At 63.9% G+C, this 23085-nt stretch carries 20 protein-coding genes; 8 read left to right on the top strand and 12 right to left on the bottom strand.

Going from position 1 to position 23085, the window contains the following annotated elements:
• The first annotated feature begins 127 nt into the window (after window positions 1-127).
• The 5 genes from tilS (at window position 128) to FDY95_RS11765 (ending at window position 4843) form a co-directional block, all read left to right on the top strand.
• On the top strand, window positions 128-1477 hold the full coding sequence (gene tilS, locus FDY95_RS11785; RefSeq protein ID WP_138077961.1) for a tRNA lysidine(34) synthetase TilS: 1350 nt from the start codon (window positions 128-130) through the stop codon (window positions 1475-1477).
• Between the two features lie 45 nt (window positions 1478-1522).
• On the top strand, window positions 1523-2002 hold the full coding sequence (locus tag FDY95_RS11780) for a hypothetical protein (RefSeq protein WP_138077960.1): 480 nt from the start codon (window positions 1523-1525) through the stop codon (window positions 2000-2002).
• A gap of 436 nt (window positions 2003-2438) precedes the next feature.
• Window positions 2439-3383 carry a malate dehydrogenase gene (mdh, locus tag FDY95_RS11775; RefSeq protein WP_138077959.1) on the top strand — a complete coding sequence of 315 codons (945 nt, stop codon included), beginning with the start codon at window positions 2439-2441 and terminating at the stop codon, window positions 3381-3383.
• A 108-nt stretch (window positions 3384-3491) separates the two neighbouring features.
• Window positions 3492-4124 (top strand): macro domain-containing protein, encoded by a 633-nt coding sequence (locus FDY95_RS11770; protein ID WP_138077958.1) that lies wholly within the window; start codon window positions 3492-3494, stop codon window positions 4122-4124.
• Window positions 4125-4126: 2 nt separating this feature from the next.
• Complete coding sequence (locus FDY95_RS11765) at window positions 4127-4843, top strand: DNA alkylation repair protein (RefSeq protein WP_138077957.1); 717 nt, start codon at window positions 4127-4129, stop codon at window positions 4841-4843.
• A 51-nt stretch (window positions 4844-4894) separates the two neighbouring features.
• Here the strand turns inward: FDY95_RS11765 and FDY95_RS11760 are convergent, their stop codons facing one another.
• From FDY95_RS11760 to mutL, 3 genes are all read right to left on the bottom strand, one after another.
• A complete protein-coding gene (locus tag FDY95_RS11760; protein WP_138077956.1) occupies window positions 4895-5785 on the bottom strand; it encodes a rhomboid family intramembrane serine protease in 891 nt (296 codons plus the stop codon).
• Window positions 5786-5799: 14 nt separating this feature from the next.
• Entirely contained in the window at window positions 5800-6588 is a 789-nt protein-coding gene (locus FDY95_RS11755) for a rhomboid family intramembrane serine protease (protein ID WP_138077955.1), read from the bottom strand.
• 233 nt (window positions 6589-6821) lie between these two features.
• Window positions 6822-8906, bottom strand: coding sequence for a DNA mismatch repair endonuclease MutL (mutL, locus tag FDY95_RS11750; protein ID WP_138077954.1), 2085 nt, complete (start codon window positions 8904-8906; stop codon window positions 6822-6824).
• A 597-nt stretch (window positions 8907-9503) separates the two neighbouring features.
• On the opposite strand from mutL, the gene FDY95_RS11745 reads away from it, so the two are divergent.
• Complete coding sequence (locus FDY95_RS11745) at window positions 9504-12482, top strand: glycoside hydrolase family 3 N-terminal domain-containing protein (RefSeq protein WP_138077953.1); 2979 nt, start codon at window positions 9504-9506, stop codon at window positions 12480-12482.
• A 299-nt stretch (window positions 12483-12781) separates the two neighbouring features.
• A complete protein-coding gene (bshA, locus tag FDY95_RS11740; protein ID WP_138077952.1) occupies window positions 12782-13921 on the top strand; it encodes an N-acetyl-alpha-D-glucosaminyl L-malate synthase BshA in 1140 nt (379 codons plus the stop codon).
• Window positions 13922-14134: 213 nt separating this feature from the next.
• Here the strand turns inward: bshA and FDY95_RS11735 are convergent, their stop codons facing one another.
• Complete coding sequence (locus FDY95_RS11735) at window positions 14135-14668, bottom strand: DUF7935 family protein (protein ID WP_138077951.1); 534 nt, start codon at window positions 14666-14668, stop codon at window positions 14135-14137.
• A gap of 227 nt (window positions 14669-14895) precedes the next feature.
• On the opposite strand from FDY95_RS11735, the gene FDY95_RS11730 reads away from it, so the two are divergent.
• The gene (locus tag FDY95_RS11730; RefSeq protein ID WP_138077950.1) at window positions 14896-15252 is read left to right on the top strand and encodes a HesB/IscA family protein; all 357 of its coding nucleotides are present in this window, start codon (window positions 14896-14898) and stop codon (window positions 15250-15252) included.
• A gap of 113 nt (window positions 15253-15365) precedes the next feature.
• On the opposite strand, the gene FDY95_RS11725 is transcribed toward FDY95_RS11730, so the two are convergent.
• The 8 genes from FDY95_RS11725 to dnaJ form a co-directional block, all read right to left on the bottom strand.
• Window positions 15366-16088, bottom strand: a complete 723-nt coding sequence (locus FDY95_RS11725; RefSeq protein ID WP_138077949.1) for a YqjF family protein — start codon at window positions 16086-16088, stop codon at window positions 15366-15368.
• Between the two features lie 68 nt (window positions 16089-16156).
• Window positions 16157-16804 carry a hypothetical protein gene (locus FDY95_RS11720; RefSeq protein ID WP_138077948.1) on the bottom strand — a complete coding sequence of 216 codons (648 nt, stop codon included), beginning with the start codon at window positions 16802-16804 and terminating at the stop codon, window positions 16157-16159.
• A gap of 75 nt (window positions 16805-16879) precedes the next feature.
• The gene (locus tag FDY95_RS11715; protein ID WP_138077947.1) at window positions 16880-17767 is read right to left on the bottom strand and encodes a ChaN family lipoprotein; all 888 of its coding nucleotides are present in this window, start codon (window positions 17765-17767) and stop codon (window positions 16880-16882) included.
• Window positions 17768-18008: 241 nt separating this feature from the next.
• Window positions 18009-19343 (bottom strand): ABC transporter permease, encoded by a 1335-nt coding sequence (locus FDY95_RS11710; protein ID WP_138077946.1) that lies wholly within the window; start codon window positions 19341-19343, stop codon window positions 18009-18011.
• A 51-nt stretch (window positions 19344-19394) separates the two neighbouring features.
• Window positions 19395-20345 carry an ABC transporter ATP-binding protein gene (locus tag FDY95_RS11705; protein ID WP_138077945.1) on the bottom strand — a complete coding sequence of 317 codons (951 nt, stop codon included), beginning with the start codon at window positions 20343-20345 and terminating at the stop codon, window positions 19395-19397.
• A gap of 148 nt (window positions 20346-20493) precedes the next feature.
• On the bottom strand, window positions 20494-21129 hold the full coding sequence (locus tag FDY95_RS11700; protein WP_138077944.1) for a hypothetical protein: 636 nt from the start codon (window positions 21127-21129) through the stop codon (window positions 20494-20496).
• A complete protein-coding gene (locus FDY95_RS11695; protein ID WP_138077943.1) occupies window positions 21129-21638 on the bottom strand; it encodes an RNA polymerase sigma factor in 510 nt (169 codons plus the stop codon). The genes FDY95_RS11700 and FDY95_RS11695 overlap by 1 nt, the downstream gene beginning before the upstream one ends.
• A gap of 185 nt (window positions 21639-21823) precedes the next feature.
• On the bottom strand, window positions 21824-22975 hold the full coding sequence (gene dnaJ, locus FDY95_RS11690; protein WP_138077942.1) for a molecular chaperone DnaJ: 1152 nt from the start codon (window positions 22973-22975) through the stop codon (window positions 21824-21826).
• Window positions 22976-23085: the final 110 nt, after the last annotated feature.

The raw sequence follows: 23085 nt of genomic DNA, 5'->3' as shown, positions 1-23085 counted from the left end.
ATGAGGTTTCCGGTGGGAAAGCAGCGGGGCGCGGCTGGCGTCGGCATAGCTACGCGGCGGCCAAATCGGCACCAGCATTGCGGACGCTTCCCTCCTACCTTTGCGGTGCTTTTTGTGCTTTCCTACTATGCTCCCCGACCTCGTCCGCCGCTTTATCCTCGATCATCAACTCTTCGACCCGGCTACCGCCCAGGTGCTCGTCGCCGTCAGCGGCGGGCTCGATTCGGTGGTGCTGCTCGACGTGCTGCATAAGCTGGATGTGCAGGTAGCGGTGGCGCACTGCCACTTCGGGCTGCGCGGCGAGGAGTCGGATGCCGACGAGGAGTTCGTGCGCAAGCTGGCCAAGAAGTATGCGGTGCCCTACTTCGCCGAGTTCTTCGACACCAAGGGCTTCGCCGAGCAGGAGGGCCTCTCCACGCAGATGGCCGCCCGGGTGCTGCGCTACCAGTGGTTTGAGCAAGTGCGCCGCAGCCAGGGGCTCGATTACGTGGCCACCGCCCACCACCAGCGCGACGCGGCCGAAACCATGCTGCTCAACCTCACCCACGGCACCGGCCTCTCGGGCCTGCACGGCATTCCGGTGCGCCAGGGCCGGGTGGTGCGCCCGCTGCTGGGCGCGGCCAAAGACGATTTGTACGACTACGTGGTGGAAAAGCACCTCGTCTGGCGCGAGGATTCCTCGAACGACAGCACCCTCTACCAGCGCAACCGCCTGCGCCACGACGTGCTGCCGGTGCTGCGCGAGCTGAACCCCGCCCTCGACCAGACCCTGCAGCACACCGCCGAGCGGGTGCGCGGGGCCGAGCTGCTGGTGCAGCACTTGGTCGACCAAACCGCCCAGCAGGCCCGCCGCGACGAGGCCGAGGCCACCTATATCAATATCGGCGTGCTGCAGGCCACACCCGCCACGGCCGTGATGCTGCACGAGCTGCTACGCCCCTTCCACTTCAGCTGGCTGGTGACCAAGGACATCGTGGAGTCGTTCCGGGCCGTGTCGGGCAAGCAGTTCGAGTCGCCCACGCACCGGCTGGTGAAGGACCGCGACCAGCTGGTCATCACGCCGAAGAACCTGAGCGGCTTCGGCACCTACTCGTGGCCGGAGGGGCAAAGCGAGCTGGTGGTCGACGGGCTGCGGCTGACGGCCAAGGAGCACGCCGCCGAGGGCTTCCAGGTGCCCAAGGCCAAGGACGTGGCGGCGCTGGACCTCGACAAGCTGAAATTTCCCCTGACGCTGCGGCGCTGGCGCGAGGGCGACTGGTTTATGCCCATCGGCCTGAAGGGCAAGAAGAAAATCAGCGACTTCCTCATCGACCAGAAAGTGCCGCTCAACCTCAAGGACCAGGTGCTGCTGCTCACCGCCGCCGACGGCAAGGTGGTGTGGGTGGTGGGCATGCGCCCCGACGACCGGTTCAAGGTGACCGAGGAAACCCAGCGGGTACTGCAGCTGCGCCGGCAGCTGGCAACCAAACCGGGCTAAGACCACTCACTCTACTACACCTAACGCCTTATCTACCTCGATGCTATGCCGAAACTTGTTGCCTCGCTAAGCGGCGCGCTGTGCGCGCTGCTATTGACCGGCTGCGGGAGCTGGTCGGGCATGTTCGACGAGTGCGAGGGCGACAACGGCAGCGGCCGCATTGCCAGCTTCGAGCTGGTGGATGTCAGCGGCGCCCTGATTCCGCTGACGCCGCCCCGCTACCACCCCGATACGGTGAAGCTGTACTACCTCGGCCCCACGGGCCGGGTGGCGCAGCCGTTCAGCAGCCAGATTCCGGTTATCCGCCGCGACGGGCCGCCGGTGTACGACGTCGACCACGAAGACACCTACCTGCTGTACCTGAACCGCGCCGACCAGGACACGATTACGTTTCGCTACCGCCTGTTCAAGGACGACTGCCAGAATCCCGACCTGGACGGCATCCGCATCTTCTTCAACGGCCGCGACCTGTTCAGCGGGCCGCGTGGGGTGAACATCGGCACGCTGCAATTCCGGAAGCGGTAGGCCACCGACCACGTGGCCGACGGTGTTTTGCCTCCTGTTCGACGGGTTGTTGGGCATGCGCGCCGCATTGCAAAGCATGGCCGCCGCGTTGTGAGCCCTACCTGCCGCGTTGTGACGGGTAACCTGGGCGTTGTGAGCCGTGCCGGTGCCATTGTAAGGCCTGCGGACCGCATTGTCAGTCGTGCGCGGCACATTGTGAGGCGTATCGTCGGCGTTGTGAGCCGTGCCCGCTCCGTTGTAAGGGCCAACCGACCATTGTCACGCGAACCTAGCGTTGTCACGCAAACCTTCCGGTGTCATGGCGCGCCCCCCGAATCGGCTTTCCCGGCGCCCAGCCGCTGCCCACGCTAAAAACTACCCGCTAAGCACCACCCTCTAAGCACTCGTGCTTACCTTGCGGGCCAGAACCCCATCATCAATTCCCAACGACCACCCCATGAAAGTAACCGTAGTAGGGGCCGGTAACGTGGGCGCCACTTGCGCCGACGTACTCGCCACCCGCGAAATTGCCAACGAAGTAGTCCTGGTTGACATCAAGGAAGGTATTGCCGAAGGCAAAGCCCTCGACATCTGGCAGAAGGCTCCCATCATCGGCTACGACACGCGCACGGTGGGCGTCACCAACGACTACGCCCGCACCGCCGGCTCCGACGTGGTGGTCATCACCTCGGGCCTGCCCCGCAAGCCCGGCATGAGCCGCGACGACCTTATCGCCACCAACGCCGGCATCGTGAAATCGGTGACCGAAAACGTGGTAAAACACTCGCCCAACGCCATCATCATCGTCGTGTCGAACCCGCTCGACGTGATGACCTACCAGGCGCACCTGACCTCGGGCCTGGACCGCACCAAGGTATTCGGCATGGCCGGTATCCTCGATACGGCCCGTTACCGCGCCTTCCTGGCCGAGGCCCTAAACGTGAGCCCCAAGGACATCCAGGCGGTGCTGATGGGCGGCCACGGCGACACGATGGTGCCGCTGCCCCGCTATACCACCGTGGGCGGCATCCCCGTCACCGAGCTGATTGGTAAAGAGGAGCTGGACGCCATCGTGCAGCGCACCGCCGTAGGCGGCGGCGAGCTGGTGAAGCTGATGGGCACCTCGGCCTGGTACGCCCCCGGCGCCGCTGCGGCCCAGATGGTGGAAGCCATCGTGCGCGACCAGCGCCGCGTGTTCCCCGTCTGCCTGAAGCTGGAAGGCGAGTACGGCATCGACGGCGTGTACCTGGGCGCTCCGGTTATCCTGGGCAAGAACGGCATCGAGAAGGTTATCGAGCTGCAGCTCAACGACGAGGAGAAGGCCCTGCTGGAAACCTCGCGCGGCCACGTGAAAGAAGTGATGGACGCGCTGGACAAGATGGCCCAGCCCGCCAACGCTTAATTTCCGTTTGCAACTGCCTGAAACCGGGCCGCTCCGCACCTTCGCGGGGCGGCCCGGTTTGTTTTGGCGTAAGCTGAAAGACAGTACCTTGCCGCCGAAACCCATTTCATGCACTTAACCTTAATCGACACCAACCCCGAGGTGGTGGCCGCCTGGCAACGCGTGTTTGCCGATGTGCCGCAGGTCAGCGTTCTGCACGCCTCCATCTTCGAGCACCCGGCCGACGCCCTTGTCAGCCCCGCCAACAGCTTCGGCTTCATGAACGGCGGTATCGACTTCGCCATTTCCAAGCACCTGGGCTGGCACCTCGAAAAAGACCTGCAGCGTGTCATCCGCGCGAAATACTACGGGGAGCTGCTGGTCGGCCAGGCCGAAATCATCGAAACCGGCAGCACGCTGTTTCCCTACCTGATTTCGGCCCCCACCATGCGCACGCCCATGACCATTACGCGCGGGCCGAACGTGTACCTGGCCATGAAAGCCATCCTGCTGCTGCTGCGCCACGGCCGCCTGAGCACCGGCGAGCCAGTGGCCGAAAAAGTGCGGACGGTGGCCATTCCGGGCCTGGGTACCGGCGTGGGACAGGTGGCGCCGCTGGTGTGCGCCCGGCAGATGCGCCTAGCCTGGGAAGACGTGACGCGGGAGCAGCACGCCACCAAGCAGGGCTGGGAAGAGTTGCGCTCCAACTACGCCTACTTCTACACCCACGACCCGCAGCACATTACCTACGACATTCCCTAGCCATGCCCGCTGCCGCCCCTACTGCTACCGACTTGCTGGCCCGCATCCACGCCTTGGCCGACCCCGAGCGGGCCGTGCTGGTGGCGCGCTTCTTCAAAACCGGCCCCGGCCAGTACGGCGAAGGGGACCAGTTCCTGGGCCTGCCCATGCCCCGGCAGCGGGAGCTGGCCCGCGAGTTTCGTCAGCTGCCCCTCGACGAGGTGGAGCAGCAGCTGGTGCGCAGCCCCTGGCACGACTGCCGCTCCATCGGCCTCATCATCTGGACGCTGCAGTTTGCCAAGGCCGGCCCCGCCGGGCAGCAGGAAATCTACGAGCGGTATCTGGCCAACCGCGCCTACGTCAACAACTGGGACCTGGTGGACGTGACCTGCCCGGCCATCGTGGGCGGCTATTTGCTGAAACGTGACCGAAGCTTGCTCTACGAGCTGGCCGCTGCGGACCACCTCTGGAGCCAGCGCATGAGCATCGTGAGTACGCTGACGTTTATCCGCAAAAACCAGTTTGCCGACACCTTCGCCCTGGCCGAGCTGCTCCTCCCCCACCGCCACGATTTGATCCATAAGGCCGTGGGCTGGATGCTACGGGAAGTGGGCAAGCGCAACAAGGAAGCCTTGGAAGAATTTCTGGCCGACCACGCCGCGCACATGCCCCGCACCACCCTGCGCTACGCCATCGAGAAATTTGCCCCGGCCCAGCGCCAGGCCTACCTGCAGAAATGACAACGGCCCGCCGGATTGCTCCGGCGGGCCGTTTTGCTTGGTCGTTCTGGCTTACTGCTGGCTGGCCTTGAACAGCTTCTGCTTTTCCTCTTTCGAGAGGCTTTCGTAGCCCGAGCGCGAAATCTTCTCCAGAATCCGGTCGATTTCCTCCTGGGCGGGCTGGGCCAGCGGGCCGCGCTTGCCGCCGGCCGGCGTGGCCTGCGGGCTGCGGTGCGACACGCGCAGCCGCGGCCGGCCGTGCAGCAGCGCGCTGATCCACTCGCCCGTGGCCACCACGGGGCGGCCCAGGTCGCGGCCACGCTGCAGCTGGCGGATGTAGACAAAGCCGAGCAGGGCGCCGCCCAGGTGGGCAATCTGCCCGCCGGGGTTAGCGCCGTTGATGCCGGCAATGGAAATCAGCACCACGGCCGCCGCTATGTACTTGATGCGCACCGGCCCGATCAGGAACAGGCTGAAGGTGTAGTCGGGCAGCAGGGTGGCCGCCGCCACGATGGCCGCCGTGACGGCCGCCGAGGCGCCCACCATCGGGATGCCCAGGTGCACTTGCAGGCGGGGCAGCAGGTTGTAGCTGAGCACGAACAACAGCGCGCCGGCCAGGGCGCCGAGGATGTAGATGCTCACGAGGCGCCGGTCGCCGAGGTACTCGCGCACCAGCATACCGAACCAGTACAGGTTCAGCATGTTGAAGAGAATGTGCAGAAATTGCTGGTGGGTAAAGGCGTAGGTCAGCAGCGTCCAGGGGTGGCGCAGCAGGCCGGGCAAATCCGAGGGCAGGGCCAGCTGCCGCATCAGCACCTCGTAGGCGACGCCGGCGCCGGTGAACGTCAGGATGGCCTCCACCACCAGCAGCACCACGAACACCAGCACGTTGATGACCAGCAGCTGGTTCAGGACGTTGTCGCGGCGGCTGAAGGTGGCCTGGATATCGGCGAAAATGCTCATGGGGGCGGGTGGACTTAATAGAAACGCGAGCTGTTTCGCTCCCAGTATTTCAACAGCAGGAACCCGAACAACATTCCGCCGAGGTGGGCAAAGTGGGCCACCGTGTCGCCGGGGGCACGCTGAACGCCAGCATACAGTTCATACAGCCCATATAAGGCGACAAAGTACTTCGCCTTGATGGGAACCGGGAAGAAGAGCAGCATCAGCTCGGTATTGGGGAAAAGATAGGCAAAAGCCAATAGAATCCCGAACAGCGCGCCCGAGGCGCCCACCATCGGCGCGTTGTTGGCCCCGTCGTAGATATCATCGACGGTGCGAACGGCTCCCTGCACCAGCTGAGTGTTGCCGGGGTCTTTCTGCAAAGCACTGGCTACCATTTCGTAGCCCCGAGCGTTCGGAAAATAGTCGCGAAAATAGTCGCTGTAAGCCACGCCCGTCGGGTGCTCCACGAAGGCGTTGCGGTCGGCGCGCATCTTGGTCAGCTCGTACTGCCGGATGCCCGAGTAGAGCAGCCCCGCCCCGACGCCGCAAATCAGCCAGAACGCCAGAAACCGCTGCGGGCCCCAACGCATTTCCAGCATCGGCCCGAAGGAAAACAGACCGAACATGTTGCCAAACAGGTGCCCCAAGCCGGCGTGCATGAACATATACGTCAGGTGCTGAGTGGGCAGAAACAGCGCCGACGTCCAGGGGTGTAGGGCCAACAGCCGCGCCACGTTGCCCAACGCGCCCGTGGCTTCCAGCAGCAGCAGGGCAACGTTGATGAGCAGCAGGTTGCGCACCATCGGGGTGACATTGAGCATAGGTCTCGGATTAAGCGGATTTCGTGAATTGCGTCGGGTTGGCTGAGCGGGTTCGGCAAACCCGCCGTAGCCCGCTACGGCTTGCGCGGAAAACAGTCTGCCCTGGCCGCCGTGGGCAACGCTTGAGCCGCCCGTCACGGCAAATGCTACCGTGTACGCGGCAACGAAGGTAAACGCCGCCCGCGAATCGGGCGGCGCCCACGGCCCGGGAACATAAGCCGCGTGAGCAGCCCCTAGCGGAAGAAGGCCTGCAGCTGATCCAGCTCCAGCATCACCAGGGTGCGCTGGCCGTCGGGGGTGTAGCCGGGCGTCTGGCAGGCGAAGAGCCGGTCAACCAGCGCCGTCATTTCCAGTTCGCTGAGGCGGGCGGGCACGCCGGCGGCCACGCGCCGGGCCAGGGCCCGGGCCAGCTGCTCGCGGCGGTCGAGGCGGGCGCGGCCACCGGGCACGCGAAACTGCTCCAACAGGCCCTCCAGCAGCTCTTTTTCGTTGCTGCGGTGCGGCACGTCGGCGGGCAGGCCCTGCACCACGATGGTGTTCGGCCCGAATTCCTCGAAGTGGAAGCCCAGCGCGTGCAGCTCGGCGGTGACTTCGCGCAGCACCGCAAAATCGGCGGGCGTGAACGACACGGTGCGCGGAAACAATAGCGTCTGCGCGGTGCTGATTTCCTGGCTGCCGGTGCGCTGATACTGCTCGTAGAGAATCCGCTCCCGGGCCGCCACGTGGTCGATGAGCATCAGGCCCGACTTCACCGGCACCAGCACGAACTGCTGCACCTGCACGGCGCGGCGGCCCGGCACAGCGGCCTCGGCCCCGGCCGACGCGGCGGAACCGGCGTGGGTGAGCGGCAGCTCCGGCGCGGGCGCCGGGGCCGCGGCTACCGGAGGCGGCGTGGGCAGGGCCGGCACGGCCCCGGTTATTCCGCTCAGGTCGATTTCGAAGCCGGCCGTAGCGGCGGGCAGCTCCGGCAGCGCGGGCAGCGGCTCGGGCCTGGCGTCGGGGGCTTCGGCTTCGAGGTCGTCGAGGGCGCCGGGCTGGCTGAGCGTGCGGTAGAAATCCTCCAGAGCACGGCGGGCCTGCTCGGTGGGGCGTGGCGTGAGGGGCTTTTCGTCGGCTGGCAGGCGGCTGGAGTCGCCGGTGCGAGACGGGCGGGCGGGCGTGGCGGCAGCGGCCATAGCGGCGGCCAGAGCCCCACCTTCCCGGCCGCGGTCCAGCTGATCAGCGCGGCTGCTGTTGGGGTCGTCGTCGAAGTCGGAGCGGGCGCTGGTGCGCAGGCCGGCCAGCGGGGCGAAGTTCACGTCGCTTTCAAAATCCAGCGAGGGCGCCATGTTGTGCAGCCCCAGCGCCTGCTTCACGGCGGCGCGCATGATGGCGTACACGGTTTTCTCGTCCTCAAACTTGATTTCCGTCTTCGTCGGGTGCACGTTGATGTCGATGGTCTTGGGGTCCAGCTCCAGGAAGAGCACGTAGAACGGGTGCGTCTCCTTGGGCAGCAGTCCCTCGTAGGCCGCCAGCACGGCGTGGTTGAGGTAAGCCGAGCGGATAAAGCGGCCGTTGACGAAGAAAAACTGGTCGCCCCGGCTTTTCTTGGCCGAAGCGGGCTTGCCGATGTAGCCCTTCACCGAAATGAACGGCGTGACTTCCTCCACCAGGGCCAGCTGCTCCTTGTAGGAGTTGCCGAGCAGTTGCACCACCCGCTGGCTGAGCTTGCCGGCGGGCAGGTTGAACACCTCCAAATCGTTCTGGTACAGCGAGAAGCTCACGTTCGACTTCGACAACGCTACGTGCTGAAACTCGTCGAGGATGTGGCGCATTTCCACCGCGTTGCTCTTGAGGAAGTTGCGGCGAGCGGGCACATTGTAGAACAGGTTCTTGACGCTGATGCTGGTGCCGTCGGGGGCGGCGGTGGGCTGCTGCTTCACCACCTGCGAGCCTTCCACCAGAATCTGCGTGCCGGTGTCCTGCTGGCGCAGCTTGGTGCGTATTTCCACCTGGGCCACGGCCGCAATGCTGGCCAGCGCCTCGCCGCGGAAGCCCAGGGTGCGAATCCGGAACAGGTCTTCGGTCGTGCGGATTTTGCTGGTGGCGTGGCGCTCCAGGCTCATGCGCGCGTCGGTGGCCGACATGCCCGAGCCATTGTCGACGACCTGCACGAGCTGCTTGCCGGCGTCCTTCACAATCAGCTGAATCTGGGTGGCGCCCGCGTCGACGGCGTTTTCCAGCAGCTCCTTCACCACCGAAGCCGGGCGTTGGACGACCTCGCCGGCGGCAATCTGGTTGGCGAGGTATTCGGGCAGCAGTTGAATAATATCGGCCATAGCAGCACACGAACCGCGTGGGTAGCGGCGTTTGTTTTCAAGCCCCGCAAAGGTACAGCAGCCGGCCGGGCCTTGCTGCTATATAGGCGCCGGATGCCGGTCTTCAAGCTGCGCAAATATTGAACGTCATGTCGAGCGCAGCCGAGACATCTCGCTCGATAGCAATTTCACTCGTTGAACCGAAGTTACTTGTGGAAGTCAGCACGCGAGATGTCTCGACTTCGCTCGACATGACGCGCGGATCAGCTCGACATGACGTTCGGGATTCAAAAGCCCTGCGCTACATAGCACTTTGCCTATAACCAGCTTCAAACATTTCCGGAACCTGCCCGCGGGCGGAACCCATCCACGGCGCCGACTGTAGTTGGAATGAGCTTGACGCTAATCCTGCGCGCGAAATAATGCGTAAGTTTGTGGTCAGCTTTTGCTTGCGGGCTGTTGCCCGTGGCTGAGCCGGCCGCCGTCTTCCGGGCTTCGGCCGGTTATTTCCGCCCCGCGTGTCAGCGCCCTTCCCCGTGGCTTCGGCCCCGCCGAAGGGCGTCGGCGCAGAAAGCGGACCTGACCAAATCACTCATACGCGACACGACTCAGAGGCCAATGGGCAAGGATATTCGGATTGGACTGGTACTGCTGATAGTGGCCATTACGGGTCTGATCGTGTCATCGTCGGCGCCCTCCAAGGACGGCCTGCGCCCGGCCACCGTGGCCGAGCAGCACTGGGTCGACTCGGTGTTCAACTCCCTCTCGCCGGACCACCGGCTGGGGCAGCTGTTCATGGTGGCCGCCTACTCCAACAAAACGCAGAAGCACGTCAACTACACCGAGTTTCTCGTTCGCGAGTACAACATCGGCGGGCTGATGTTCTTGCAGGGCGGTCCGCGCCGCCAGGCCATTCTGACCAACCGCTATCAGGCCGCCGCCCGCACCCCGCTGCTGGTGGCCATGGACGCCGAGTGGGGCCTGAACATGCGCCTCGACTCCAGCATGCACTTCGCCAAGCAGATGACGCTGGGCGCCATGGACGACCCGCAGCTGGTGTACCAGATGGGCCGCGAAATTGCCCTGAAGCTGCGCACCCTGGGCGTGCAGGTCAGCTTTTCGCCGGTGATGGACGTCAACTCCAACCCCAACAACCCGGTTATCGGCAACCGCTCGTTCGGCGAGAACAAGGAGCAGGTTACCAAGTTCGGCCTCAACTACATCCGCGGTCTGCAGGACCACGGCGTGGTGGCCGTAGCCAAGCACTTCCCCGGCCACGGCGACACCGACATCGACTCGCACATTGCCCTGCCGGTCATCAACACCGACATGGCCCGGCTCACCAACGTGGACCTCTACCCCTTCCAGAAGTCCTTCGAGGCCGGGGTGATGGGCGTGATGGTGGGCCACCTCTACATGCCGCTGTTCGACACGGTGCGCACGCAGTCGGCCACCATCTCGCGCAACCTCGTGACGGGGCTGCTGAAGGAGAAGATGGACTACCGCGGCCTCGTGTTCACCGATGCGCTCAACATGAAGAGCGTGTCGAACCTCTACAAGCCCGGGGAGCTAGACGCGCTGGCGCTGCTGGCCGGCAACGACGTGCTGCTATTTTCGGAGGATGTGCCCATGGCCATCCAGAAAATCAAGCAGCTGATTGCCGACAACAAGATTGCCCAGGAAGACATCGACTACCGGGTGCGCAAGATTCTGCGCGCCAAGTACTGGGCGGGCCTGAACCACCTGAAGCCGGTGGACGTGCCCAACCTGATGGCCAACCTGAACCGCCCGCTGAGCCGGGTGGTGCAGCAGGGCATCTACGAGCACGCTACCACCGTCGTGCGCAACGAGGACGACCTGCTGCCCTTCGCCCACCTCGACACGCTCAAGCTGGCCTCGATTACCATCGGCGCGCCCAACGACAACGAGTTTGCGGGCACCATGCAGCGCTACATGCCCTGCTCCACCTACGCCGTCACGAACCGCTACGCGCCGGACTCTACTTTCACCCGCCTGCTGACCAAGCTCGACGGCTACAACACGGTGGTGGTGAGCCTGCACAACATGAATAACACCCCCGCCCACAACTACGGTATCGGCGACGGGGCGCTGAAGTTTATCAAGCAGCTGCAGGCCAACACCCGCCTGAAGACCGTGGTGGTGGTGATGGGCAACGCCTACGCCCTGAAGTACGTGGAGGACGCCCGCACCCTGGTGTGCGGCTACGAGGACAACTACGCCTCGCAGGCCGTGGTGCCGCAGGTGCTCTTCGGCGCCTTGCCCGCCAAGGGCCGCCTGCCCATTACCGTGTCGGAGAAAATGGTGGCCGGCACCGGCCTGCCCACGCCGGATTTCCGCCGCCTGCGCTACGCCACGCCCGAAGCTGTGGGCATGGACTCCAAGGTGCTGGCCCAGATCGACAACATTGCCACCGAGGCCATTGCCTACGCGGCTACGCCCGGCTGCCAGGTGCTGGTGGCCAAGGACGGCGCCGTGATTTTCGACAAGAGCTACGGCTATGCCACCTACGACAAGTCGCAGCCGATAACGGACGAGACGATTTACGACCTGGCGTCGGTGTCGAAGGTGGCCGGCACGCTGCAGGCCATCATGTGGCTGAAGGATGAGGGCAAAATCAACCTCGACAGCAAGGTATCGGACTACCTGACCGACCTGAAGACGACCAACAAGAAGGACATGACCGTGCGCGACGTGCTGCTGCACCAGGCCGGGCTGAAAGCGGGCATCCCGACCTGGGAGCGGACGGTGACGCGCACCGGCGGCCTGAAGCCCACCTTCTACGCCAGCACCCAGACCGACGACTTCCAGCGCGAGGTCATTCCCGGCACTTACGTGGCCCGCACCGCCGAAGACTCGGTGTGGACCTGGATCAAGCGCAGCAGCCTGCTGCCCAAGACCAAGAGCGGCTACCCTACCGAGTACTCCGACCTGAGCTTCATCATCCTGAAGCGCCTGGCGGAAAAGACGCTGAACCAGCCGCTGGAAGCCTTTTTGCAGCAGAATTTCTACGCGCCGCTGGGCCTGAACACGATGACCTACAACCCGCTGCAGCGGTTCCCGAAGTCGTGCATCGCGCCCACCGAGAATGACACCTACTTCCGCCACGCGCAGCTGCAGGGCACCGTGCACGATCAGGCGGCGGCACTGATGGGCGGTATTGCCGGCCACGCCGGGCTGTTTTCGAACGCCAACGACTTGGCCGTGCTGATGCAGATGAACCTGCAGAACGGCCGCTACGGCGGGCGGCGCTTCTTCACCACGCCGGTGGTGGCCGAGTTTGCCCGCCAGCAGAGCGCCACCAACCGCCGCGGCCTCGGCTGGGACCACGGCGACCCGAGCAAGCCCGAAGGACCGACCAGCAACCTCTCGCCGGCCGCGACCTTCGGCCATACCGGCTTCACCGGCACCTGCGTGTGGATGGACCCGGACAACAAGATTCTCTACGTGTTCCTCTCCAACCGCGTGTACCCGGATGCCGGCAACAACAAGCTGCGCCAGTACAACATCCGCACGCGCATCCACGACGTTATCTACAAAGCCATCCAGACCGACGCCCAGGCGAAAAACCAGGAATAGCGCCCAAGCCCTTGGGTTGACTTGAGGGGAAGCATTTCTATGTGGTGTGGAACAAGCAACCCCTTGACCGACGCCCCGTCCCTGACCCGGACGGGGCGTTCTTTTTTGGTGTCGGCTGGAAAAAAGGGCGGCTTCCTGGGCCTCGGCGAATCGGCCAAGCCACCAACTCCTACCCGCACAGCCGCCGGATTACGTATCCATTAAGCCTGATATATTTTTTGCGGCTTTCCCCAACTTGCCGCCCCTTGTCCGGTTTAGCTGCAAATCCTCCTCTCTCCTCTCCCAGCCGCCCCACCCGTATGAACATCGGTATTGTCTGTTACCCCACCTTCGGCGGCTCGGGCGTCGTGGCCACCGAGCTCGGCAAAGCCCTGGCCGAGAAGGGCCACCGCGTCCACTTCATCACCTACAGCCAGCCGGTGCGGCTCAGCTTCGTCAACGAAAACCTCTTCTACCACGAGGTGTTCGTGCCCTCCTACCCGCTGTTCCAGTTTCCGCCCTACGAGCTGGCGCTGGCCTCGAAAATGGTCGACATCGTGCAGAACGAGAAGCTCGACGTGCTGCACGTACACTACGCCATTCCGCACGCCTCGGCGGCCTACATGGCCAAACAGATTCTGCGCACCAAGGGCATCAACATCCCGGTCATCACCACCCTGCACGGCACCGACATCACGCTGGTGGGCAAGGACGCCTCGTTTGAGCCGGTCGTGACGTTCAGCATCAACCAGTCGGACGCGGTTACCTCCGTGTCGGCCGATCTGAAAAAGGAAACCTACGAGTACTTCGCCGTCGAAAAGGACATCGAAGTCATTCCGAACTTCATCAACCTGGAGCGCTTCAAAAAGCAGCCCAAGGAGCATTTCCGGGCCGCCATTGCCCCGGACGGCGAGAAGCTGCTCATCCACACCTCCAACTTTCGCTCCGTCAAGCGCGTCGACGACGTGGTGCACATCTTCGACGGGGTGCGCAAGCAGATGCCGGCCAAGCTGCTGCTCGTCGGCGACGGACCCGACCGCCCGCGCATCGAGAAGCTGTGCCGGGAGCTGGGCTTGCTTAGCCACGACGTGCGCTTCCTGGGCAAGCTGGAAGCCGTGGAAGAAGTGCTGAGCGTATCGGACCTGTTCCTGATGCCTTCCGAGAAGGAAAGCTTCGGCCTGGCGGCGCTGGAGGCCATGTCCTGCGAGGTGCCCGTCATCAGCACCAACGCTGGCGGCATTCCGGAGCTGAACGTGGACGGCGTCACCGGCTTTGTGAGCAACGTGGGCGACGTGGAGGAAATGGTCAAGAATGCCCTCACCGTGCTCGACGACGCGAACCTGCCGCGCTTCAAAGCCGCAGCCCGCGCCCGCGCCGAAGAGTTTGCCGTCGACAAGATCGTGCCGCTCTACGAAGCCTGCTACCAGCGCGCCATTGAGGCGGTCATGGCAGGGGTATAATTACTGGAAACAGCGGTAGCACCCGCTGTCATTGCGAGGAGGCACGACGAAGCAATCGTTCCTCCAGGAGCACCGCCGATCCAATACCCACATACCGAAAACAGCGCCGCCCGAATCTGCAGACAACAGGTTCGGGCGGCGCTTGTGTTACCGTCGTGCCGCGAGGGGAAAGATTGCTTCGCTTCGCTCGCAATGACAGCGGGGTGAACCGCCCTAGAATAGCCCCACGGCTTCGCGCTTCACGGCGTCGATGGCGGCGGTGGTCGGGTCGGCTTCGTCGGTGAGCAGGGCTTCGAGCACGCGCTTGGCCAGCTCGGTGCCGCGGGCCTGCTGCTGGTTGGGCAGGCTCTGGTAAGCCTTATTGATGAGCGTGACGATGCCTTCCTTGGCCTGGCGCACCTGGGCCCAGGCTTCGGGACTCATGTAAAGCTGCTGGGAAAGGTTGTGCTCGTACTCAGCCCGGATTTCCTGGATGAGCAGGCGGTGGTACTCGGGGGCGGTCTGGCCGGCGGAGCTGAGGCGCACGAGCAGATTGTTGGGCGTGATGCGCTCCAGCAGCAGAATAATCCGCTCGTAGGCCTGCAGGCGCAGCGGCAGGGTGGTTTTGGAGCTTTCCAGGCGCAGCTCGATCAGGCGGCGCTGCCGGTCTTTTTCCAAATACTGCTGGATGAGGTAGTAGACGGTGCCGGCCACGATGAGGGCGGGCAGGGTGATTTTGAGCAGGTCGATGAGCAGGGCAGAATCCATGCAGCGGGCTAGGGCGCGCCGCAACAATCGGCGCGCGGCAGTAAAACAAAAGCGGCGCCGGCGGGTAGTACACCCAACGCCGCGCGGCCGGCAAAGATATACGTGAACCGGACGCGCCGGGCTACTGTTACGCGAATGATACGGCGAATGGCAACCGGGCAGTATCTTTGTCGTCCGGGCCGCCAAGCCCTTCCTTTCGGAGTCTCTACGCAACCTCTTTTTCAACTATGGCAACTGCCACGGCTTCCACCAAACTGGCCCCCATCGCACTTACGCCCCGTGCCCTGGAGGAAGTAAGAAATATCCTGCGCGAGAAGAACGTGCCGGCCGAATACGGCCTGCGCGTGGGCGTGCAGGGCGGCGGCTGTTCGGGCCTGAGCTACCTGCTCGGCTTCGACAAGGCCAAGGATCAGGACGAAACCTTCGACCTCGACGGGGTGAAGCTGATCATGGACAAGAAGCACGCGATGTACGTAATGGGCATGGAAGTCGACTTCCAGGACGGTCTGAACGCCCGCGGCTTCATCTTCAACAACCCCCAGGCCAAGAGCACCTGCGGCTGCGGCTCCTCGTTCTCGGCGTAGCGCCGGCTCCTTTTCAGCATAAAAAAAGCCCCGGTAACTCCGAAGTTACCGGGGCTTTTTGCGTCCGGGCGGTTTCCGGCGGGTAAGCGGGCGGCGCTCAGGTTGACTTTCGGCTACCCGATTCGCTCCCCGCCCATCACTTTCACCGCCGAGCCGTCGGCCATGAACACGGAGCGGGGTGGCTGGCTGAGCGCCTCCACGAAGGCCGGGCCGTAGAGCCGGGCCACGCTGCACTGCATCTGGTAGTCGAGCACCCGGTGGGCGTTCCAGCGCGGGTGCACCACTTCGTACTGCCCGGCGCGCCGCTCCCCGAGGCGGGTGTAGCCCCAGTAGTGCTCGGTGATGAATTCGGCTTCGCTGCCCTCGGCAATGGGCGCGTTGGCTTTTTCGACGGTGGCCCGCAGCTCGTTCCATTGTCCGTCTACCTGCCAGCCGTAGCCGATTTCGAGCTGGCCCTCCCCTGCCGGCCTCCAGTGGTGGCGCATGGGCAGGGCCAGGTATTTCTCGCCGTAGAAGGTGTTGGCCACGGCCGCAATCATGGCACGCGGCACAATTTCCCGGACGAACACTACCCCGCGCCGCCAGCCGTGCTCGGGGTGGCGGTGGCGCACGTAGAAGCGCAGGTTCACCTCCTCGAAGTGCCGGTGCCAGGGCACACTAAAGCCCCGCACCCGCGTGTGCTCGAACATGAAGCCCACCATGCTCACGTAATGCGTGCCCTGCCAGTCGTCCAGCTCGGTGCCGAAGGGCAGATACGGTTGCAGGATGGCGGGGTCCACGGCGTAGTTGGCCATGAGCAGGTTGCGCCATTCGGCCGTGAGGAAGGTAGTGGGCATAGCGGCAACGAATACGAATCAGTTACTACCCGCCGGCTTTTGCGCCCGCGGCCTGACAATAGAAAGCTTTACGCGCTGAAGCTGTACGGGTAGCCGATTTCCTGCAGCTCCGCGGCCAGTGCCTCCAGGTCTTCCTGCTCCAGCTCCGGGTTGAGGCGCTGCACCACGTCGCGGGTCAGTGCTTCGCCCTGGTACACGCGGGTCACGTCGGCTACGCTGAGGAGTGGGCGGCCGGTGTCCTCCACGAAGTACTCGTTGGCCCACTCGGCGTAGGATTCGGGGCGGGCGTCGAGCAGGTAGAGCATTTCCTCCGAGCCGTCGTCGGCGGCCTGGTCGATGGCGCCCGTCTGCCAGCCCTGCGCGGGCGTGTACCACAGGCAGAACGTGGTGCCAATGGACGACACCGGCTCGCCGAACACGAATTCCTCGAAGACGGCGGGCAGGCCCTGCGTCACCTGCGCCTTGTCGGGCTGGGCGTAGGTGTCCACGTAGCCGTTGATGCAGCAGCCCTCGGGACGGAACAGAATCAGCATTTCGTCGCCTTCGCCGGTGTTGAGCTGAAACACGGCTTCGTTCTCGCCCCAGGCCGGGTCGTAGGAGTGGTAGCGGTACTCCCAATCCGGCGAGTTGATGGCGTCGAGCACGGCCATGGCCCGGCAGATCGGCTGCAGGGTGGCGGGCTCGGGAAGGGCGGCGTAGTTTTTCGTGGAAATCATATTTGTGGGGAAGATTATCAGCCAGTCTGACCGCAGCTTACCAACAGCGCGGTCGACGTTATCAGGAAGCCCAGATCAGTACGTCTTGGTCATGTCCTCCGGCACCACCAGCATGTAGTCGGCCTTCTTCAGGTTCTCCTTGTCCAGCTTGCCAAGCTGCGCCTGCGTGACGGTGCTGATAGTGAGGATGCGCAGCTGGGGCTCGGCCTGGCGCAGGTACCAGACGATGCCGTCGTGGTTGTCGGAGTGGTAGGCACCGTTGACGTGCAGCAGCAGCTGGCCGGGCTGCCGGCTCTGGCGGATGAAGTGGGCCATGGTGGCGTCCTTGAGGGCCTGGGCCTGAATAATATTCTGCACCCCGGCCGCGTGCGCGGCGTCACCGCCGAACATCTGGGCCATGCCTTGATAGCCGGGCAGCGTGTAGTCGACCCGGATGGGCAGTGGGGCCAGCCAGTTTTTTTCCTCGGCGGGCAGCGCATCGAGGGCGGTCAGGCTGCCTTTGGCGACCTGCTGGGCGTAGCGGCGCGGCACGTTGGTGCCCACCACGCGCAGCTTCTGCTGCCGGGCCAGCTCGAGCAGGGGCTTGTAGTCGGTTTGGTAGTTGGGCCAGGGGCGGCTTTGCTCTTCGAAGGCTTTGGCGTCCAGCTCGCCCACGTTGTACTGCTCCACCAGGGGCTGCACGTCGCGCTCAAACATTTCCAGGCCGAGCACCAGCTGTCCGGCTTTGCGCTCGGCCAGCTCCCGCGCCACCTGCAGCTCCAGCCAGTGCGCCAGCGGGTCGTTGTGCTGCTCCCCGAACAAGACCACGTCGGCCGCCGCCAGCGCCTTGGCCATCTTGCCGAAGCTCACGGGCTTGCCCTCGGCGGTGAACAGCCGGTAGGCCGGCCGGTCGTCGGGGGGTGAAGCAGCTTGGGTGGTCATGGTCAGCAGCAGGACAAGCAGGGCGGAAAGCAGGAGGCGCATGGCGGTAAAGGTAAAACGGTTCACCCCGCCGTCATTGCGAGGACGAAGGACAAAGCAACCGCAGGAAGGCGTAGCCAATCTTTCGCGACACTGCCGCATCAATACTTGCTAACCGAAAACAGCACCGCCCGAAACTGCAGATGCTAGTTTCGGGCGGTGCTCATTTTGCCGGCTGCACACTGGCCAGGACCGATTGCTTCGGCTGCGCCTCGCAATGACGGCCGGCGCTGCCGTCAGGCGCTTAGCCTTTGTAAAACAGCCACTTCGACAGCTCACCGTAGGTGACTTTCTTGCCGTACATCAGGATGCCCACGCGGTAGATGCGGCCGGCAATCCAGATGGCGCCCACGAAGCCGGCAATGAGCAGGAACATCGAGAGGCCGAGCTGCCACATCGGCACCCCGCCGAAGGGCAGGCGCATCATCATGGCAATGGGCGAGGTTAGCGGGAAGATGGACATCCAGAAGGCCACCTGCCCGTTGGGGTTGGTGGTCAGGATGGCCTGCGACACCACAAACGTCAGCACCAGCGGCATCGTGACGGGCATCATAAACTGCTGGGTGTCGGTTTCGCTGTCGACGGCCGAGCCGATGGCCCCGAACAGGGCGCCGTAGAACAGGTAGCCGCCGAGGAAGTAGAACAGGAAGCAGCCGACGAGCAGCGGCACGTTCAGGTCGGCGCTTTTCAGGGCCTGGGTGAACTTGACGGCCACGTTTTCCTTTTTGGCGGCTTCGTCCTTGCCGGTCGTCGGGCGCATCACGGCGGTGGTGCGGGCGGCGCGGTCCTCGGCAATCTTATCGGGGCTGATGGAGCCGGCCATGACCGAGCTGATGCCCATCGAGAGGATGACCCAGAGGGCCAGCTGCGTGAAGCCCACGCCCGCAATGCCGAGCACCTTGCCCATCATCAGCTGGAAGGGCTTGACCGAGGAAATGACCACTTCCACGATGCGGTTGGTCTTTTCCTCCATCACCCCGCGCATGATCTGCACGCCGTAGATGAAGATGAAAATGTAGATCAGGAAGCCAAACACGTAGGCCACCACCGTGCTGATGCCGGTGCTCGAGCTTTTCTCGCCGTCGTCGCTCAGGCTCACCGTCTGCAGGTCCACGTCGACCTTCATGTTGTCGAGCAGGGCGCGGTCGATGCCGGCCTTCTGCATGCGCTGGCTTTCAATGGCGTTGTTGACGGCCCGGTTGATGTCGTTTTCCAGCGACATGCCCAGGCCCTTGCGCGAGAAGACCTGGAAGCCGGCGGGGTTGCTGATGTCGAGCTTGGGCACGTAGAGCAGCGCGTCGTACTTGCTCTTTTTGAACTCGGTTTTGGCCGTAGCCAGGTCGGGCGACACGCGGGTGAAGCTGATGTCGTCCTTGGGCTCGGGCAGCTTGTCGGTGAAGAGGCCGCCGGCGTCGGCCACGGCCACCACCTTGCCGTTGTCCGACATTTTGGCGATGAGCACGGGTACCGCGAACAAGGCCACCGTCAGCAGCGGCCCGATCAGCGACATAATGATAAAGCTCTTCTTGCGTACCCGCGTGAGATATTCGCGCTGCGCGATAAGCCAGATTTTAGACATGGTGTGGGTTGACAGTTGTCAGTTCTCGGTGGTCAGGCAATTCCGCTGCCGCTAGGCCAATACCGAGTCGGTATCGGGCACGTAGTCGGGCTGGGTTTCGCGCACGCGCTGAATGAAGATTTCGTTGATGCTCGGCACCCGCTCGCGGAAGGTGTGCACCTCCACGTTGGCCGGCCCGATGAGGTAGCGCAGCAGGTCGTTGGGCGTGCCGTGGATGATGCGAATCCGGTCGTAGAAGTGGCCATTTTCGCGCTCCTTGTGCTCCACCACCTCAAAATCGGGGTGCATCACCATCAGCTGGCCCCGGCCTTCCACCTCGTAGGTCTGTGAGCGGTAAGCGTCGCGCACCTGGCGCACCGGGCCGTCGAGTACCTTCTTCGAGCGGTTGATCAGGGCAATGTAGTCGCACATTTCCTCCACCGACTCCATGCGGTGCGTCGAGAAGATGATGCTGGCGCCCCGGTCGCGCATGGCCAGGATTTCGTCCTTGAGCAGGTTGGCGTTGATGGGGTCGAAGCCCGAGAACGGCTCATCGAGGATGACCAGCTGCGGGTCGTGCACCACGGTGGCAATGAACTGCACCTTCTGCTGCATGCCTTTCGAGAGGTCCTCGATGTTCTTATCGGCCCAGCTTTTGATGTCGAAGCGCTCCAGCCAGTGCTTGATTTTCTGGCGGGCCACCTCCTTCTTGATGCCTTTGAGCTGAGCCAGGTACATGAGCTGCTCGCCCACTTTCATCTTTTTGTAGAGGCCGCGCTCCTCGGGCAGGTAGCCGATCTGCCCGATGTGCGAGGGGTTCAGCTTCTCGCCGCGAAACAGAATCTGGCCCGAATCGGCGCCGGTAATCTGGGTGATGATGCGGATGAGCGAGGTTTTGCCGGCGCCGTTGGGGCCCAGCAGCCCGAAGATGGAGCCTTCGGGTACCTCCAGGCTCACCCCGTCGAGGGCGGTATGGTTGGCGTACTGCTTGCGTACGTCAATGGCCTGTAAGATTGGTTTCATAGCTGTCGAAGAGCTGATTGTGGCTGCCAAGGTAGAGAGTTCCGGGGCACGCCGGTTCAGGCCCGCGGCTAATCTTAGACCAACGGTCGTTCCAAGGGCCTGAACCGGCGAAAACGTGGCCCCAACGGCCGGGCCGGCGCCTCTTGTTTTACTCCAGTTCGCGCAGCGTAGCTTCCAACTGATCCAGATACTGCCCGTAGCGGCGCTGGCGCTGCTTTTGGCCGGCCCGGTACAGCCACGCGCCCATTCCTACCGCAGCCAGTAGCCCCGCCCCCACTATCAGGGCGTGGTTGAGCTGCTGCCCGTCGGCCTGCAGGTAGCTGAGCAGCGCGTGGCGCTTCAGGTAGAGCGCGGCCAGCAGCATCAGCCCGTACCAGCCCACGCCGTAGACCTGGCGCAGCTGCAGCACCTGCTTTACCTGCCCGGTGAGGCGGCTGAGCTGCTGGCGCAGGTTGTCGCCGGTGCGCTCCATCTGCCGAAACAGCCACAGCTGCCAGATGAGCGAAGCAAACAGGAGCAGGAAGCCCGTCAGCAGCAGGCCGCGCATCAGCGGCTCGTTCATCACGCCGTGGGCGCTGCCCTGCCCCAGCACGGCGCGCAGGTTGATGACCAGGATCAGCACGGCCACGCTCAGGTTGCGGCGGGCGTTGCGTTTCAGGTGGCTCAGCGGGGTATCGGGGGTTTGGGCAAGCATGGCTCGGAGGGTTTGTTCGGTGGATTCAGGAGAAGTAGCGGGGCCGACGGGCTGCGTCTGCCACTGGCGGCGGAGGTCGTCGAGTTCCATCAGGCGGGCTGGGTCAGTAGTTGGCGAAGCTTGTCTTGCACGCGGTGCATTTTCACGCGCACGTTGTTTTGGGTGAGGCCTAGGATGTCGGCCATTTCCTCGTAGCTGCGGTCTTCGAGGTAGAGCAGCACGAAGGCCTTTTCCACGCTGCTGAGCTGCTCGATGGCCCGGTAGAGCTGGGCCAGGTCGTCGGCATCGGGGCCCTCGGGCGGCGGGGCGGCGTAGGGCGCCTCCGGGTCGAGGGCGCCGGGCGCGGGGTGCCGGGTGCGCCGCCGCAGGTCCGACACGGCCACGTTCAGCGCCACTCGGTACAACCAGGTACTCACCTTGGCCGCGCCCGGCCGGTACTGCGGCCAGGCCCGCCACAGCTGCAGCACGATTTCCTGGTAGAGGTCCTGCCGGTCGTCGGCATCGGCGCAGTACATGCGGCACACGCGCTGCAGCAGGGGCTGGTTGTCGCCGATGAGGGCGGTAAAATCGGCGGACAGCGGGGCGGTGGCAGGGCTCATGGTGGTGGAGTCAGCGAATTAATCGCCGAACCCGGCGCCGCATTACAGCCGGCCGCAAAGTTTTTTCAAACGCGCATTGACGGCCACAAAAAAACCCTTTCCAAAGGCTGGAAAGGGCTTTTCTCTTGTTCAGAAAATCTGCGAATCCGGCGAAAACGCCGCGCAGTGAAACGGCTCCGCGGCGCTTATTGGAAGTACTCCTTCACTTTCTCGAAGAAGCCCTTCTCGTTCTTGCCGGGGCTGGGCGTGAAGTTGGGCGAAGTGCGCAGCTTCTCCAGCGCGGCGCGTTCTTCCGAGGTCACGTTCTTCGGCGTCCACACGTTGATGTGGATGAGCTGGTCGCCCTTGCCGTAGCCGTTCAGGTCCGGAATACCCTTGCCGCGCAGGCGCAGAATCTTGCCGGCCTGGGTGCCCGGGTCGATTTTCACCTTCACCTTGCCCTCAATCGTCGGTACTTCCAGCGAGGCCCCCAAAGCGGCGTCGACGATGGAAATGTACTGGTCGAGCACCACGTTGTTGCCGTCGCGCTTGAGCACCTCGTGCGGCTCCTCCTCGATCTGGATGAGCAGGTCGCCGGGCACGCCGCCGCGCTCGGGGTAGTTGCCCTTGCCCGACATGGAGAGTTGCATGCCCTCGGCCACGCCGGCCGGAATGTTGATCGGAATGATTTCCTCGGTCAGCTGGCGGCCTTCGCCGTGGCACACGTCGCACTTGCTGGTCACCACTTTGCCCTCGCCGTGGCAGGTGGGGCAGGTCGAGGAGCTGACCATCTGGCCGAGCATGGTCTGCACCACGCGCTTCACCTGGCCCTGGCCGTGGCAGGTGGCGCAGTCGCGCTGTTCGGTGCCGTTTTTGGCGCCGGTGCCCGAGCAGGTGTTGCAGGCCGTGTAGCGCTTCACCTTGATTTTCTTCTCGACGCCGTTGGCCACTTCCTCCAGGTCGAGCTTGAGCTTGATGCGCAGGTTGGAGCCCTTGCGTACGCGCCGGCCCTGGCTGCGGGCCCCACCCCCGAAGAAGCTTTCGAAGCCGCCGCCCCCGCCGCCGAAGATGTCGCCGAACTGCGAGAAGATGTCCTCCATGCTCGGGCCGTGGCCGTTGCCGCCGGCACCGCCCACGCCCTGGTGGCCAAACCGGTCGTAGCGGGCGCGCTTCTGCTCGTCCGACAGCACTTCGTAGGCCTCGGCGGCTTCCTTGAACTTGTCCTCGGCCGTGGGGTCGTCGGGGTTTTTATCGGGGTGAAACTTGATGGCCACCTTGCGGTAAGCCTTCTTAATCTCGTCACCCGACGCGTTTTTAGCTACGCCCAGGATTTCGTAATAATCTCGCTTGGTCGACATGGTCGGTACTGTACTTGGCCGTCAGGCTGAGCGAAGTCGAAGCATCTCTACTGATAGTAACCTACTCTTGAGATTAGTAATCAGACGAAGCGGTAGAGATGCTTCGCGGG

It is taken from the genome of Hymenobacter jeollabukensis (genome assembly GCF_005771675.1).
Classification (GTDB): Bacteria; Bacteroidota; Bacteroidia; order Cytophagales; family Hymenobacteraceae; genus Solirubrum; species Solirubrum jeollabukense.
Note: the sequence above shows the minus strand (reverse complement) of the source record. Positions and strands in the feature narration are given on the sequence as shown.

Bases quoted from the DNA above. Each gene is read 5' to 3' on its own strand.
- FDY95_RS11760 (WP_138077956.1), bottom strand. From the start codon at position 5,785: ATGAGCATTTTCGCCGATATCCAGGCCACCTTCAGCCGCCGCGACAAC.
- FDY95_RS11765 (WP_138077957.1), top strand. From the start codon at position 4,127: ATGCCCGCTGCCGCCCCTACTGCTACCGACTTGCTGGCCCGCATCCAC.
- FDY95_RS11770 (WP_138077958.1), top strand. From the start codon at position 3,492: ATGCACTTAACCTTAATCGACACCAACCCCGAGGTGGTGGCCGCCTGG.
- tilS (WP_138077961.1), top strand. From the start codon at position 128: ATGCTCCCCGACCTCGTCCGCCGCTTTATCCTCGATCATCAACTCTTC.
- FDY95_RS11745 (WP_138077953.1), top strand. From the start codon at position 9,504: ATGGGCAAGGATATTCGGATTGGACTGGTACTGCTGATAGTGGCCATT.
- FDY95_RS11705 (WP_138077945.1), bottom strand. From the start codon at position 20,345: ATGAAACCAATCTTACAGGCCATTGACGTACGCAAGCAGTACGCCAAC.
- FDY95_RS11710 (WP_138077946.1), bottom strand. From the start codon at position 19,343: ATGTCTAAAATCTGGCTTATCGCGCAGCGCGAATATCTCACGCGGGTA.
- FDY95_RS11725 (WP_138077949.1), bottom strand. From the start codon at position 16,088: ATGCCCACTACCTTCCTCACGGCCGAATGGCGCAACCTGCTCATGGCC.
- mutL (WP_138077954.1), bottom strand. From the start codon at position 8,906: ATGGCCGATATTATTCAACTGCTGCCCGAATACCTCGCCAACCAGATT.
- FDY95_RS11780 (WP_138077960.1), top strand. From the start codon at position 1,523: ATGCCGAAACTTGTTGCCTCGCTAAGCGGCGCGCTGTGCGCGCTGCTA.
- bshA (WP_138077952.1), top strand. From the start codon at position 12,782: ATGAACATCGGTATTGTCTGTTACCCCACCTTCGGCGGCTCGGGCGTC.
- FDY95_RS11735 (WP_138077951.1), bottom strand. From the start codon at position 14,668: ATGGATTCTGCCCTGCTCATCGACCTGCTCAAAATCACCCTGCCCGCC.
- FDY95_RS11715 (WP_138077947.1), bottom strand. From the start codon at position 17,767: ATGCGCCTCCTGCTTTCCGCCCTGCTTGTCCTGCTGCTGACCATGACC.
- FDY95_RS11700 (WP_138077944.1), bottom strand. From the start codon at position 21,129: ATGGAACTCGACGACCTCCGCCGCCAGTGGCAGACGCAGCCCGTCGGC.
- FDY95_RS11720 (WP_138077948.1), bottom strand. From the start codon at position 16,804: ATGATTTCCACGAAAAACTACGCCGCCCTTCCCGAGCCCGCCACCCTG.
- FDY95_RS11695 (WP_138077943.1), bottom strand. From the start codon at position 21,638: ATGAGCCCTGCCACCGCCCCGCTGTCCGCCGATTTTACCGCCCTCATC.
- FDY95_RS11755 (WP_138077955.1), bottom strand. From the start codon at position 6,588: ATGCTCAATGTCACCCCGATGGTGCGCAACCTGCTGCTCATCAACGTT.
- mdh (WP_138077959.1), top strand. From the start codon at position 2,439: ATGAAAGTAACCGTAGTAGGGGCCGGTAACGTGGGCGCCACTTGCGCC.
- dnaJ (WP_138077942.1), bottom strand. From the start codon at position 22,975: ATGTCGACCAAGCGAGATTATTACGAAATCCTGGGCGTAGCTAAAAAC.
- FDY95_RS11730 (WP_138077950.1), top strand. From the start codon at position 14,896: ATGGCAACTGCCACGGCTTCCACCAAACTGGCCCCCATCGCACTTACG.